Origin of the sequence: Clostridium luticellarii (assembly GCF_002995845.1) — a bacterium.
GTDB classification, from domain to species: domain Bacteria; phylum Bacillota; class Clostridia; order Clostridiales; family Clostridiaceae; genus Clostridium_B; species Clostridium_B luticellarii.
This window is the reverse complement of sequence record NZ_PVXP01000003.1, coordinates 67,383-81,743: the sequence shown is the minus strand read 5'-3', so window position 1 is coordinate 81,743 and position 14,361 is coordinate 67,383. Positions and strand designations below refer to the sequence as shown.

Sequence of the window (14,361 nt, the reverse complement as noted above, 5' to 3'; positions counted from 1 at the left end):
GGAAGGAAGCAGAAAGAAATTCAAATTGAAAGACAATGTGGATATACTTATGGCACTTATGATCATAATGGTAGTGTTTATGATTATAATCCCACTTCCGGCAAAATTGCTGGATATATTCATTGCATTTAATATAACGCTGTCTATAATTATAATACTTTTGACTATGTTCACTACGGAAATACTTCAGTTTTCAGTATTTCCAACACTGCTTTTGATAACTACGCTTTTCAGGCTGGCACTGAATATTTCTTCTGTGAGGCTGATACTCAGGGATGCCTATGCAGGAGAGGTTATAAACTCTTTTGGGGAATTCGTAGTCAGTGGAAGTTATGTAGTTGGAATAATAATATTTTTGATAATCATCATTATACAATTTATTGTAATAACCAATGGAGCCAACAGGGTTGCAGAGGTGTCAGCCAGATTTACCCTGGATGCAATGCCTGGAAAACAGATGAGCATTGATGCAGATTTGAATTCAGGCCTGATAGATGAAAAGGGAGCCAGGGATAAAAGAGCCAAGCTTCAAAAAGAGGCGGATTTTTACGGGGCCATGGATGGAGCCTCTAAATTTGTAAAAGGGGATGCCATAGCTGCTCTGATAATTGTAGTCATAAATATAATAGCTGGAATAATTACAGGCATAGTTTTAAAGGGAATGGATGCTTCACAAGCCGCCCAGACGTATACCAAACTGACTATAGGCGACGGTCTTGTGTCCCAGCTTCCGGCACTTCTCATTTCCACTGCTTCAGGAATACTTGTCACCCGTTCCGGGGGTGATGAAGATTTTGGTACCATGGCGGTAAAACAGCTGTTTGGATTTCCAAAGGTAATAGGCATAGCTGGTGCAGTACTGTTATTTCTGTCCATGATACCCGGACTTCCGCATCTGGCATTTTTAGTACTTGCTGCGGCCTGCATTACAGCTGCGTATCTTTTATATAAAGATGAACAGCAGCAGAATATGAAACAGGAGGCCATGCAGAATCAGGAAATGACTGAAATAGAGAGCAAGGAGCCGGAGAATGTTATGAATCTCATATCCGTGGAGCCCATGGAGATAGAAATAGGGTATGGACTTATACCGCTGGCGGATGAAAGCTCAGGAGGAGATCTTCTTCAGAGGATAACTTCGGTTAGAAGGCAGTGTGCCATCGAAATGGGCATAGTAGTGCAGCCAATTAGGATAAGGGACAACCTTCAGCTTAAGACCAATGATTATGTTATAAAGATAAGAGGCACTGTAGTGGCCAGGGGAGAACTGATGCCAAATATGCTGTTATGCATGGATCCTACCAATTCAAATAATGATATTCAAGGCATAAGTACCACAGAGCCCTCTTTTGGCCTGCCGGCCATCTGGATAAACAAGGATCAGAGGGAAGAAGCGGAGATCAAAGGTCTGACTGTGGTGGATCCAACTACGGTTATGGTGACTCACCTGACGGAGACAATAAAAAATCATTCCTATGAACTTTTGGGAAGACAGGAAGTCAAACTTATTGTGGATTCTGTTAAAGGAAAATATCCTACTGTAGTTGAAGAACTCATACCGGACCTTTTGACTATAGGAGAGCTTCAGAAAGTGCTGCAGAACCTTTTGAGGGAGAGAGTATCTATAAAGGATATGGTGACTATTTTGGAGTCCCTTGCAGACAATTCAAGAAATACAAAGGATATAGAGCTTCTCACAGAGTATGTACGATTTGCACTGGGAAGGAGCATATGCAATTCTCTTGTAGATGACAAGGGAGCAATTACTGTAGTTACGCTGTCTCAGGATCTGGAAAAATTAATTGGAGGCAATATTCAAAAATCCATGCAGGGTTCTTTTCCTGCCATATCGCCTGATATCACAAGTAAAATATTGAAATCTCTCAGGAAAATACTGGATTCTGTTTATTTTTATGAAAATCAGCCTGTAGTTCTGGTTTCACCGAAAATAAGGGCACCTTTCAGGAGGCTGATTGAAATGGTATTTCCAGCTGTAAATGTACTATCATTAAATGAAATACCAAATGATATAGAGATAAAGACTGAAGGAGTGGTTTCAATATAATGATTATCAAAAAATATAAAGCCAACAGTATGAATGAAGCTATTACCAGAATTAAATATGAACTTGGCAGTGAGGCAGTTATTATAAGTCAGAGAAAAATAAGAAAGAAAGGGATACTGGGCTTCTTTTCTAAAAAAATACTGGAGGTAACTGCTGCTGTAGACAACAAAAAAAGAGAAGATAATGTGAATTATGGTATTAGAACCATAAAGAAAATAGTGAATGCCGGTATGAAAGATGATTTGAGTTCCGGCGAGAAATCTGCCGGTACAGGAAATTTTTATGAAAATAATATAACACGGAAAAATAATGAAGAACTGATAAAAGAGGTACAGCAGATGAAGGGCATGTTAAATAAAATGATGAACAGTCCCTATGGTAATATCGGCAAAAGTGAGCTTCAGTTAAAACTTGAAAGCAGTGATTTGAATGATAAGGTAATAAAAAAGATATTGAGCAGTATAAATATCATGGAGGATGACAGAAAAGATGAAGAGAAGTTAAAAGAAGTAGTGCAGAACATGATAAAGGTGGATAAAAAGAAACTGGCTCATGTGGCGGTGCTGGTAGGGCCTACGGGTGTGGGCAAAACCACTACCATTGCCAAGCTTGCTGGAAGACTTGCACTTATGGAGAAGAAAAAAATTGGACTTATAACTATAGATACATACAGAATAGGTGCTGTGGAACAGCTGAGAACCTATGCAGATATAATGAACATACCTTTTAAGGTGGTGTTTACCATAAAGGATATGGAGAAGGCCACTGAGGACATGAAAAATTGTGACACCATTCTAATAGATACTACAGGCAGAAACAGTAAAAATAAAATGCAGATATCGGAGCTCAGGGCATTTATAGACAAGGTTAAAACAGATAACATACATCTGGTAATAAGCTGTACTACAAAGGACAGGGATGTAGATGCCATAGTAAATGGGTACAAACAGCTGAACTATAACAATATAATAATTACCAAACTCGATGAAACCTGTACTTATGGTTCCATATTAAACATTCTGCAGTCTGCTAAAAAGCCCATAAGCTTTGTAACTACAGGACAAAATGTACCTGAGGACATAAAGACCATGAGTTCGGAAGAATTGACAAAGCTGGTACTGGGAGAGGATATTGTATGCTAGATCAGGCTGAAAAATTGAGAAGATTGGTTTTAAAAGACAGAGAGGCAGAAAGAGATGCTGCAGGGTATATTTCAAGACCTAGAATAATAACAGTCACCTCCGGCAAGGGGGGAGTGGGAAAAAGCAATTTTGTTGTGAATACAGCCATAGCACTTCAGAGAATGAAAAAAAAAGTTTTGATATTTGATGCAGATATGGGTATGGGAAATGATCATGTTCTCATGGGATTTTTACCTAAATACAGCGTATATGATGTGATTCTGGGGAACAAGGATATAGAGGAAATCCTTATAACAGGACCTTTTGGGGTAAAACTGCTTCCAGGAGGAACGGGAATATCGAGGATTGAAGAGATATCAAAATCACAGAGAGAAAATTTTATAAAAAAATTATCTCTGTTGGGTAATCTGGATTATATAATATTGGATACCGGAGCGGGGATAAGCAGAGATGTGCTTGGCTTCATCACCTGCTGTGAGCAGGTAATTGTGATCACCACACCTGAACCTACATCTCTTACAGATGCGTATAGCCTGGTTAAAGCTATAAATTATTTCAAATTGAAAAATTCGGTGGAAATTATTATTAATAAAGTTATGAATATGGAGGAAGGCAGAAAAACCTTCGATAAATTCAGCAATGTGGTAAACAGGTTTTTAAATGTTGAAGTCGAATATCTGGGAAGCATGTCGGAGGATAAAAGACTTATACAGGCAGTAAGGCAGCAGAGTCCATTTTTAATAAGCCATCCCAATTCAAGGATTTCAAGAGATATAAATCTTATAGCTGGTAAATTGATTGGTACTAAAGGGGAAGAAGGAGGAGGTATTCAAGAGCTGTTTAAAAAAATTTTTGACGTTTTTTCATAGGGGGAAGTGATAAAGTGAAGTGCAATATTGAATTTGTAGTCAACAGCAGGATTGAAATAGAGATAGATGGAAAAATCTATAAGAGCAATATTCAGGACATTTCGGAGGATTACATAGGCATAAATATACCCGTAAATAATCATAAATATATAGTTCTAAAAAAAGGTGACAAGATAGCTGCAGTATACTATTTGGGAAAAAACATATATAGGTTTAATACTGTAGTTATAGGACGTAAAATAGAAAAAATACTTATAATAATGATAAAAAAGCCCGAGGAAGTAGAGGTTGTACAGAGAAGAAATTTTGTAAGAGTTCCATTGGTTTTAAATGTGCTTTGTGCTGTGGTGCCCGTGAATAAGGATCCTCACAATTTGGATGAACAGGTAGAGGTGTTCAATGCCCATTCTCTTGATTTGAGCGGCGGTGGGATGAAAATATCCGTGGATGACAAACTGAAATGCAAAGTGTCAGCTGGAGATATAATTATGGTTACCATCCCCATGGAAGATGACAGCTTAGCTGTAAAGGGAAAGGTAGTCAGAATCAGCAGAAATAATGATAAGTCAAAGATTATTTTTGGATTGAACTTTGTAGATTTAGATAAAATCAACAGGGAGAGAATTATAAAACTATTGTTTCAGGTGATGAGAAAACATATAGAAAAAGGAGCGAAGGAGGATTAAATAATATGGCTTTGGCAAATGAATTGAATGTAAAAGAAGAATTAGTGAAAAAATATCTTCCTCTGGTAAAATACATTGCCTCTAGAGTTATAATAGGAAAAACCAAGTATATAGAATATGAAGATTTGGTAAGCTATGGTATCCTGGGATTGATGGATGCAATGAATAAATTTGATAAGGGAAGAGGTATGAAATTCTCTACTTATGCATCTATAAGAATAAAAGGGGCTATGATAGATGAATTGAGAAGAAATAGTCCCATTTCCAAGGGCTCCATGGATAAGCTCAATAGGTACAATGGAGCAGTGGAATCACTTCAAAAGGAACTTGGCAGGGAGCCTAAAAGTATTGAAATAGCAAATAAGCTCCATATATCTTTGAAGGAAATGATGGAAATTGAAAATTATATCAATTATATATCCATAGTGTCACTGGAGGATTTGATATTTTCAGATGACGATGATATTGCTCTTATAGGGACTATAGAAGATACCAAAAGTCCTAGTCCAGAAAAGAGCCTGGAGGAAAAAGAAAAATTAGAATACTTAGCCAAAGCTTTAGAACTTTTAAACGAAAAGGATAATTTAGTCCTCACTTTGTACTACTATGAGGGATTGACATTAAAGGAAATAGGGCATATTTTAAATGTATCTGAATCAAGAGTGTGTCAGCTTCACAGCAGAGCTATCATTCATTTGAGAAAAGCTATGATAAAATTAAAATATAACATATACAGGCAATGACGATTGCGGAAAGGAAATTTTTATGGTTCCAGTTATATTGATTGCAGTGGGAATAATTTTAATAGCTTTAAATTTAAATGCAGTGCTGAGGGAAAAAAAATCTTTTCGGGAGCAGCTGGATTTAAAGCAAAATGAAATGGGAGATTATAAAATAGAGATTGGCAAGATAAGAAAAGAGTTTGCTGAAACAGTATTCGAGCTCCAAAAAGAGATAGAGAGCCTAAAAAGTGAAAACAGGAATAATATGAATGAGGTCATGTTATACAATAGATCGGGGAAGAAGACAGCTGGTGATTCTAGTCCTCAAAAGTCAAGTACAAATGATTCCAGCTACCAAAGATCAAGTGCAGATGCAGAAAACAGTGATGAAATTGAATCTGAAATAAATGAAAACAATGTGAAAATTGATGAAGTGAGAGATTTATTGAGCAAGAATATGCCTGTAGATGAAATATCTCAGAAAACCGGCATTGGCAAGGGGGAGGTTCTATTAATAAAGGAATTATACACAAAATGAGAGGAATTTTTGATTTTTTTAGTGACAGGAAACTGCTGATAGGCATAGGAATAGGCATTTTGCTGGCTACTTTTATCATGAGTGGAGTCCATAACCAGTATCAGATGAGTAAAAGTCAAATTGAGGACAAGGCCAGGTCCATGGGAATGCAGTATCCTGATGAAATGAAGGTAATCAATAGTGGAGGTGAAAATAAATGATCAGAAGTTTTTATTCAGCAGTATCGGGCATGATAACCCAAGAAGCAAAACAGGATGTAATAACCAATAATCTTGCTAATGTGAGTACTGTGGGTTTCAAGGAAGATATTCTGGCGGTAAAACCATTTAATGAAGTGCTTTTACAGAATTATGATAAAGTGGAGGGAGGTAAAAATGTAAGGAATATAATAGGAAGTATAAATTTGGGAAGCGGAGTGGATTCGGTAAATACCGGATTTACCCAGGGAACTATAGAATCCACCGGTATATCCACCGATTTTGCCATAGATGGCAGAGGCTTTTTTACAGTTCAGAGAGCTGATGGAAATGAATTTTATACTAGGGATGGACATTTTCACGTGAATATAGACGGGATACTTGTGGATGATTCGGGAAACGAAGTTATAGCCAGGGATCTTCAGACTGGAAATTTAGGACAGATAAATGTAGGAGAAGGCAAGATGACCTCTGATTATTATGGAAATATAAGTATAGATGGGGTTCCCAGATATAAAATTTACACTGTGGATTTTGGTGACTATAATAATCTGACTAAAATTGGGGATAATCTGTATACTGGAGCAAATCCCCAGGAGTATAATGCAGTGGTTAGGCAGAATTCACTGGAAAAATCCAATGTAAATGTAGTGAATGCCATGTCTGATCTGCTTACAACCATGAGAAGCTTTGAGACAGATCAAAAGGCAGTACAATCCATTGATGAGACTTTAGACAAGCTTATAAATGAAGTGGGAAAAGTATAGAATCTAAAAACTAATTGAAAAGGTGGTTTTGTTATGCTTAGAGCTATATGGAACAGCAGAAGTGCTATGAATGCACAGCAGGAAAAGCTTGATAGTATATCCAACAATATGGCCAATGTAAATACTGCTGGATATAAAAGGGAAGATACAAATTTTCAGGATCTGGTATATGAAACTTTAAACAGGGTAGGGTATCCTGCTAATCCAGATGGAGTGAATACAATTAATGGAACAGGAGTTAAAACTACGCAGTGGATTAGAGATACCTCCCAGGGAAGTATCAAAGAGACCGGACTTAGGACAGATATGGCCATAGATGGGGATGGATTTTTTAGAGTCACCCTGGCGGATGGTACGGCGGCTTATGAAAGGGCAGGCAATTTCAGTGTAGATGCAGCTGGAAATTTGGTTGATGCGGATGGAAATAGACTGGAGGTAAATCTTACACCTGAGGGCACAGCTCTTTTTAATGCAGGAACAGTATTTAAGGACAATAATTTTACTGTAGATGCAAAAGGCCAGATATACATGAATATAGGTGATAACAGCGTACTGTATGGTAAAATAAATGTGTACAATACCATAGGACAGGATTCCATGAGATCCATTGGAGATAATTTATATGTACCCAAAGATGGTGTCCAGATGAATGTAAATGGCAATGCCGATATAATTCAGAATTATCTTGAGCAGTCAAATGTGGATTTGGGAAAGGAAGTCACTGATATGATAATTGCACAAAGAGCTTTTGAACTGGCATCCAAGGGGATTACAACTTCAGATGAGATGTGGGGACTTATAAACAGTATGAAAAGATAACTGCTTTTGAATTTTTATGTAAACATATGGGAACTATGTACATATAATATATAGATGTAATATTTTCAGGAGGAGTTATAATATGTACAGATGTCCAATTATGGACTCCAATGAGTATATTGGAGAAGATGACATGTATGACTGGGATATGGATTATTATCCTATGCAGTATATATACCCGCCTAATATGTATAGAATGTGTCCAGTGATTTTGAACAATTCAAGTCCATGTATGAATTGCATGCGTCAAATGGACTACAACAGTCAATGGCCACCACAAACATATCCATCACATAGCAGATCAGAGGAAAGCACGGGATATTACAGTCCAGATGATTATGATGATATGGATGACTTAGATGAAGTTGAGCCCGCTGATTTAGAGCCGGAAGATGAAGTAAAATATGAAGATGAGGAATTTGAAGACAATGATAAACGTAAAACTAAAATAAGAACTGTGGATATATCAGAGATTCGGGACTGATGATTCAAAGATTGAAGTTCAAAGAACTAAAAAAACAAAGGGAGCTGAATTGCTCCCTTTGTTTTTTTAGGACAGAGCAGCGGTAAGTGGTGGAATGACCTGCTTTTTTCTCGAAAGAATGCCCGGAACATATGCACTTCCGCCTTTTAGATTTACTCCAAAGGCTTTTGGAATTATATCCTTGTCATCACCTACTACAATCAGCTCAGATCCATTTTTTAATATATTTGTTACCATGAGTATTATCATATCAAAATTTTCAGCCTTGTGTTTTGATTTCATGGAATTTACCACATCATCTCTCACAGAATTGAATCCTTCTGTATCCATTGTGGAAACCTGACCCACCCCTATTTTTGTGCTGGATATGTTGAAGACTTTAAAGTCCTGATTTAATATGTCATCTGGAGTTTTCCCATCCAGGGAAGATCCTGCCTTAAACATCTGTGTGGAAAAAGATTCTGGCTCTATACCGGCTATAGAGGACAGCTTTTTCAGCACTTCTTTGTCAGCATCTGTGGAAGTGGGTGATCTGAATAAAAGGGTGTCTGAAATTATAGCAGCACATAAGAGACCTGCAGTTTTTGGAGAAGGTTCTATTCCATTCTCAAAAAATCTTGAAGCCACTATGGTTGCGGTACAGCCTACCGGCTCGTTCCTAAAGTATATGGGAGAACCAGTTTGTATATCTCCTATTTTGTGATGATCCAGTATCTCCAATATTTCTGCATCCTCCAGACCGGACACGGACTGGGCCTTTTCATTGTGATCTACTAGTATTATTTTTTTCTTCTTCTGTGATTTGAGATTATCCCTGGAAATACTTCCTATGACTTTGTTTTCAGAATCCACCACAGGGTAGCTCCTGTATCTGGTTTTAAGCATTACATCTCTTACATCATCTATAAGCTCACAGGTCTTGAAAGATATTATATCATCTTTTTTCATTACACAGTCTACGGAAATATTTTGCGGTATGATTCCGGCAGATGTATTGGCATCCAATGTATCCATGTAATAGGAAGCTATATCGGATCGGGATACGATACCCACTAGTTTCCCGGAATCATCTGCTACAGGAAGAGTCTTTACATTGCTACTGTGTATTATTTCCCGGGCAGTTTTAAGAGATGTTTCCGGAGATATGGGATTTACAATGTCTATATTCAAATCAGAAATCTGCGGCTTCACATTTTCTACCAGTTTTTGAGGCTCAACATGAAAATAATCAAGTACAAATTTTGTTTCGCTGTTTAAGTCTCCAAGTCTTATGGGAACTGCATTTGATCCCATCTTGTTTTTAAATTCTGCATAAGCTATTGAAGAGCATATGGAATCTGTATCAGGATTTTTATGCCCTGTAATGTATACAACATCATTCATAATTAATTTTCCTCCTAAGTGTACATGAATAAAACAATATTTATATGTAAAATCATTATTATGGATTAACATACAAATATTATAGCAAAATACGGCGTGATTATCCACCCGTATTCAATTATCAAGCTTCAAAGTATAAATATAAAATAATGATGGATTTTCGGTGCAGCAAAAAATCTATCATTGAATTGTACATTGACAATTGTCAATTGATAATTGTCATAATACCATACAAAGGGGGCATATACTTAATTAACATAGAGGTAATAATTACTTTGGAGGGATAAAATTGATCAATGAAAGAGAGATAGAAGGTGGTCTCACCCAGGTTGAAGCAGAGAGAAGACTTAAAAAATATGGACCTAATGCCATTGAAAAGAAAAACGGCATATCTCCTGTAAAGATATTTCTTTCTCAATTCAATGATTTTATAACCTGGATTCTTATAGTTGCCACTGTAATATCTGGTTTTATGGGGGAAAAAGCGGATGCTATAACCATACTTATTATTGTGATTATGAATGCCATATTGGGATTTGTACAGGAGTTTAAAACAGAAAGATCCCTGGAAACATTAAAGGAACTGGCTTCTCCCACCTCAAAAGTTCTTAGAGACGGTAAAATTAGAATTATAAATGCACAGGAGCTTGTAATAGGAGACGTGATATTCCTGGAATCTGGAGACAAGATACCTGCAGATTGTATTTTACTGTCTAGAAGCAATTTTATGGTGGATGAATCCCTTTTGACAGGAGAATCCGAAGGAGTTGAAAAAAGCAGCTCCGGTAAGAATAATTCTATATACATGGGGACAATAGTGATAAAGGGCAAGGGAAAAGCCAGGGTGATACAGACTGGAATGAAAACAGAAATGGGGAAGATAGCAGGTATGCTTCAGAACATTGAAAAGGATAGATCTCCCCTCAAGGAAAAGCTTACATCTCTTGGCAAGGTACTGGTGGTCATGTGTATTGCCATATGTATTTTAGTAACTTTAACCGGTGTCTGGAGAGGACAGGATAAGTATGAGATGTTTTTAGTAGGGGTGAGTTTGGCAGTAGCGGCTATTCCGGAGGGACTTGCAGCTATAGTTACTGTTGCACTGGCTCTCGGGGTATCCAGGATGTTAAAGAGGAATGCACTGGTGAGAAAATTACCGGCAGTGGAGACCCTGGGCTGTACTTCTGTAATCTGCAGTGACAAGACAGGTACTCTTACTGAAAATAAAATGACCGTGAAAGCTCTCTATTTCAATGGAAGAATACACAAAACAAAGGGAGAAGCCTTTTCCGAAAATATGATGATGAAGAAAGCTTTTACATATTGCAACGATTGTGATTTTGACGTAAAAAAAGCCAATATTTCAGAGGCACTTATAGGTGATCCTACAGAAACGGCTTTGATAAAGGCATTTTTTACAGAGGGAAAAGCCTTGAAAAAATTTATGGACAAAGCAGATAGAATCTACGACATACCTTTTGATTCCGACAGGAAAATGATGTCTGTAATAATGAGGGAAGGCAGTAAGAAGGTGTGCTATGTAAAAGGGGCTCCCGAAAGGGTGATAAATAGATGCAAATATATACTGTCTAATGGACAGGTCAAGCTTTTTACCTTAACTGAAAGAAACAGGGTTTTAAGAGCAGTGGAAAATATGACTTCTGATGCACTGAGATGTATAGCTGGAGCGTACAAGGACAATGCAGTAACTGCGGGAAGATCGCTGGAAAATAATTTGATTTTTATAGGGATAGCCGGGATTATAGATCCGCCCAGAAAAGAAGCAAAAGATGCAGTATTAAAATGCAGGCTGGCAGGTATAAGACCCATCATGATAACGGGAGATCATAAAAATACAGCTTTTGCCATTGGAAAAGAACTGGATATATGTAAAACACAGTCTCAGGTTATAACGGGAGAAGAATTAGACAAGCTGAATGACAGAGAGCTTTCCAGAAAAATACGTGATATCTCCATATTTGCAAGAGTCAATCCGGGACACAAATTTAGAATAGTAAAAGCCTTTAAAGCTCAAAATAATATTGTGGCCATGACAGGGGATGGTGTAAATGATGCTCCGGCGGTAAAAGAGGCGGATATCGGGATCTGTATGGGAATTTCAGGTACTGATGTGACGAAGGAGGCATCCTCCATGATACTTCTGGATGACAATTTTGCCACCATAGTATCTGCAGTGGAAGAAGGAAGAGTTATTTACGACAATATAAGAAAATTCATAAGATATCTGCTGTCCTGCAACCTGGGAGAAGTTCTGACCATGCTTCTTACATCCATATTTTCACTGGATACACCGCTCCTGCCCATACAAATACTTATGGTGAACCTGGCTACAGATGGGCTGCCTGCCATAGCACTTGGAGTAGATCCTCCAGAGGGGGATATAATGAGAGGAAAACCCAGGGCTAAAAATGAAAGCATATTTGCCAGAGGGCTTAGTGAGAAGATCATTGTAAGAGGGACACTTATCGGTGTATGTACCGTACTTGCCTTTGTCATAGGTTTATATCTGGGATTTGATCTTAAAACCGCAAGAACCATGGCACTTTGTACACTTATAATATCCCAGCTCATACATGTATTTGAGTGTAGATCCGAAAAACACTCCATATTTGAAATAAGCTTGTTTACTAATTTGTATCTTCTGGCTGCAGTTTCCATATCCATGATCATGCTTTTATGTACGATATATGTACCATTTTTGCAGATGGTGTTCCATACTTCGGCGCTTATGATTTCACAATGGGTTATAGTATTGTTTTTTTCAGGAATAATTGCATTTATGAACAGTCTGTATTTATATTTTAAATCCAATAATGCTTGAATTTGAAGCATGCCCATATTTCAAGGTACAGACGAAAGGTGTATTTTCAAAAATGAAAATACACCTTTTTATGAAATTGCAATTAAAATTTGTTGCAAATTGTCATATTGTCATGTGGCTGATGTAAAGTAGAATATAAGATAAGCAGGAATATCAAAAAAATGAAAAATCAAATAATTACATACATTGATTTTTTATTGATTTTGTGATGAAATATAAATAGGCAGTATTTTGCTAAAATTGGATGTTCTAGTGTTAGGAGGAGATTGTAAATGGAAAATAGAGCATTAGAAAACGTTGAACCTGTTGAAGTATTTAAATATTTTGAGGAAATAAGCAGTATTCCGAGAGGTTCAGGTAATGAAAAGGGAATCAGTGATTATCTGGTTTCTTTTGCGAAGAAACATAAACTGGATGTTATACAAGATGAAGCGTTAAATGTAATCATGAAGAAGCCAGCTTCCAGGGGATATGAAAATAGTCCTGGTATAGTAATTCAGGGACACATGGATATGGTCTGCGAGAAAAAGCCTGAAGTAGAACATGATTTTATAAAAGATCCCATTAAATTGAGAGTAGTAGATGACATGTTATATGCAGAAGGCACAACTTTGGGAGGGGACGACGGTATAGCAGTTGCCATGGGATTGGCAGTTATGGCTTCTGAGAATATAGCACATCCGCCAATTGAATTGGTGGTTACCACTTCTGAGGAAACAGGAATGGATGGAGCGCTGGCACTGGATCCTAAAAATGTATCCGGTAAAACACTTATAAATATAGATTCAGAAGAGGAGGGAATGCTCCTTGTAAGCTGTGCCGGAGGATGTTCATCAAAGACAAATATTCCAATAGCCTGGAAAGATTTAAATGGGAATTTGGAACCTTTTTCAATTGAAATCCAGGGGTTAAAGGGCGGACATTCCGGAGCGGAAATACACAAGGGAAGAGCCAATTCAAACAAGCTGCTGGCACGTCTGCTTAAAAGCTTGAGTCCTAAAATGAGCTTCAATATAAGCTATATAAAGGGAGGTTCAAAACACAATGCCATTGCCCGTGAGGCCCAGGCAGTTATATGTATAAATGGTGAAAATAAAGCTCTGTTGAAAGATCAAGTTTCCAAGCTGGAAAAAATATTTAAAGATGAATTCAAGACGGCAGATCCGGATTTAAAAGTTAATTTGAAGGCTGCAGAGGAAAAACCGAAGAAAATCATGGATGACGCAACTACAAAAAATGTAGTAAATTTCCTCTATCTTATTCCAAATGGAGTTCAGAGCATGAGCATGGACATAGAGAATCTGGTGGAAAGTTCCTTGAATTTAGGAGTAGTTCAGACTAAAGATGATAGTGTTGAAATCATAAGCTCCATAAGGAGCTCTGTGGGAAGCATAAAGGAAAATATATTTGATACCATAACTGCAATAGCCAGTCTCACCAATGGAAAAGTAGTTGCGGAATCAGCTTATCCGGAATGGAAATACAATCCTAATTCCAAAATAAGAGAAATTTTTATAGATGTCTATGAAAAGTTATTTGGGAAGAAGCCTTTGGTAACTGCAATTCATGCAGGACTTGAATGTGCGCTTTTTGAAGAAAAGTTCAATGGACAGCTGGACATGATATCTTTTGGACCGACTATGTTTGGGGTTCATACTGCAGACGAACATCTGAGCATACCTTCCACCCAGAGAACATGGAAATATCTGGTAGAAGTTCTAAGAGCTCTTAAGCAATAGGAGAAAAACATCTGCTGATGGATATTTGATTTACTATGAAAATACTCAATATGGGTATTATAAAAATTAAAAAATAAGCTTATACATGAGCTTATATAATAGTTATGC

At 37.3% G+C, this 14,361-nt stretch carries 13 protein-coding genes; 12 read left to right on the top strand and 1 reads right to left on the bottom strand.

Features of this window, described 5'->3' with window-relative positions; genetic code table 11:
- Positions 1-49 precede the first annotated feature (49 nt).
- The 10 genes from flhA to CLLU_RS02015 all read left to right on the top strand — a co-directional run bounded on the left by flhA (position 50) and on the right by CLLU_RS02015 (position 8,289).
- A complete protein-coding gene (gene flhA / locus CLLU_RS02060; protein ID WP_420866701.1) occupies positions 50-2,065 on the top strand; it encodes a flagellar biosynthesis protein FlhA in 2,016 nt (671 codons plus the stop codon).
- Positions 2,065-3,207: a flagellar biosynthesis GTPase FlhF gene (gene flhF / locus CLLU_RS02055; RefSeq protein ID WP_106007910.1), complete on the top strand. Its 1,143-nt coding sequence runs from the start codon at positions 2,065-2,067 to the stop codon at positions 3,205-3,207. The genes flhA and flhF overlap by 1 nt, the downstream gene beginning before the upstream one ends.
- Positions 3,201-4,076 (top strand): MinD/ParA family protein, encoded by an 876-nt coding sequence (locus CLLU_RS02050; RefSeq protein ID WP_106007909.1) that lies wholly within the window; start codon positions 3,201-3,203, stop codon positions 4,074-4,076. The genes flhF and CLLU_RS02050 overlap by 7 nt, the downstream gene beginning before the upstream one ends.
- Before the next feature lie 14 nt (positions 4,077-4,090).
- Complete coding sequence (locus CLLU_RS02045; protein WP_106007908.1) at positions 4,091-4,762, top strand: flagellar brake protein; 672 nt, start codon at positions 4,091-4,093, stop codon at positions 4,760-4,762.
- 5 nt (positions 4,763-4,767) lie between these two features.
- On the top strand, positions 4,768-5,505 hold the full coding sequence (locus tag CLLU_RS02040) for a FliA/WhiG family RNA polymerase sigma factor (RefSeq protein ID WP_106007907.1): 738 nt from the start codon (positions 4,768-4,770) through the stop codon (positions 5,503-5,505).
- 22 nt (positions 5,506-5,527) lie between these two features.
- Positions 5,528-6,022: a hypothetical protein gene (locus CLLU_RS02035; RefSeq protein WP_106007906.1), complete on the top strand. Its 495-nt coding sequence runs from the start codon at positions 5,528-5,530 to the stop codon at positions 6,020-6,022.
- Positions 6,019-6,222 (top strand): hypothetical protein, encoded by a 204-nt coding sequence (locus tag CLLU_RS02030; protein ID WP_106007905.1) that lies wholly within the window; start codon positions 6,019-6,021, stop codon positions 6,220-6,222. The genes CLLU_RS02035 and CLLU_RS02030 overlap by 4 nt, the downstream gene beginning before the upstream one ends.
- Positions 6,219-6,986 (top strand): flagellar basal-body rod protein FlgG, encoded by a 768-nt coding sequence (locus CLLU_RS02025; protein ID WP_106007904.1) that lies wholly within the window; start codon positions 6,219-6,221, stop codon positions 6,984-6,986. Before CLLU_RS02030 ends, CLLU_RS02025 begins: the two co-directional genes overlap by 4 nt.
- 33 nt (positions 6,987-7,019) lie before the next feature.
- Positions 7,020-7,805, top strand: a complete 786-nt coding sequence (locus tag CLLU_RS02020; RefSeq protein WP_106007903.1) for a flagellar basal-body rod protein FlgG — start codon at positions 7,020-7,022, stop codon at positions 7,803-7,805.
- A gap of 82 nt (positions 7,806-7,887) precedes the next feature.
- Positions 7,888-8,289, top strand: coding sequence for a hypothetical protein (locus tag CLLU_RS02015; protein WP_106007902.1), 402 nt, complete (start codon positions 7,888-7,890; stop codon positions 8,287-8,289).
- Positions 8,290-8,355: 66 nt separating this feature from the next.
- Here CLLU_RS02015 and CLLU_RS02010 read toward each other — a convergent pair whose 3' ends face one another.
- The gene (locus CLLU_RS02010; RefSeq protein ID WP_106007901.1) at positions 8,356-9,672 is read right to left on the bottom strand and encodes a putative manganese-dependent inorganic diphosphatase; all 1,317 of its coding nucleotides are present in this window, start codon (positions 9,670-9,672) and stop codon (positions 8,356-8,358) included.
- 292 nt (positions 9,673-9,964) lie between these two features.
- Here CLLU_RS02010 and CLLU_RS02005 point away from each other — a divergent pair, with 292 nt between their 5' ends.
- Together CLLU_RS02005 and CLLU_RS02000 are read left to right on the top strand one after the other, a co-directional pair.
- Entirely contained in the window at positions 9,965-12,514 is a 2,550-nt protein-coding gene (locus CLLU_RS02005) for a calcium-translocating P-type ATPase, PMCA-type (RefSeq protein WP_207655935.1), read from the top strand.
- A gap of 272 nt (positions 12,515-12,786) precedes the next feature.
- On the top strand, positions 12,787-14,253 hold the full coding sequence (locus CLLU_RS02000) for an aminoacyl-histidine dipeptidase (RefSeq protein WP_106007899.1): 1,467 nt from the start codon (positions 12,787-12,789) through the stop codon (positions 14,251-14,253).
- Positions 14,254-14,361 lie beyond the last annotated feature (108 nt).

Bases quoted from the DNA above. Each gene is read 5' to 3' on its own strand.
- flhF (WP_106007910.1), top strand. From the start codon at position 2,065: ATGATTATCAAAAAATATAAAGCCAACAGTATGAATGAAGCTATTACC.
- CLLU_RS02035 (WP_106007906.1), top strand. From the start codon at position 5,528: ATGGTTCCAGTTATATTGATTGCAGTGGGAATAATTTTAATAGCTTTA.
- flhA (WP_420866701.1), top strand. From the start codon at position 50: ATGGCACTTATGATCATAATGGTAGTGTTTATGATTATAATCCCACTT.
- CLLU_RS02040 (WP_106007907.1), top strand. From the start codon at position 4,768: ATGGCTTTGGCAAATGAATTGAATGTAAAAGAAGAATTAGTGAAAAAA.
- CLLU_RS02010 (WP_106007901.1), bottom strand. From the start codon at position 9,672: ATGAATGATGTTGTATACATTACAGGGCATAAAAATCCTGATACAGAT.
- CLLU_RS02050 (WP_106007909.1), top strand. From the start codon at position 3,201: ATGCTAGATCAGGCTGAAAAATTGAGAAGATTGGTTTTAAAAGACAGA.
- CLLU_RS02025 (WP_106007904.1), top strand. From the start codon at position 6,219: ATGATCAGAAGTTTTTATTCAGCAGTATCGGGCATGATAACCCAAGAA.
- CLLU_RS02020 (WP_106007903.1), top strand. From the start codon at position 7,020: ATGCTTAGAGCTATATGGAACAGCAGAAGTGCTATGAATGCACAGCAG.
- CLLU_RS02030 (WP_106007905.1), top strand. From the start codon at position 6,019: ATGAGAGGAATTTTTGATTTTTTTAGTGACAGGAAACTGCTGATAGGC.
- CLLU_RS02000 (WP_106007899.1), top strand. From the start codon at position 12,787: ATGGAAAATAGAGCATTAGAAAACGTTGAACCTGTTGAAGTATTTAAA.
- CLLU_RS02015 (WP_106007902.1), top strand. From the start codon at position 7,888: ATGTACAGATGTCCAATTATGGACTCCAATGAGTATATTGGAGAAGAT.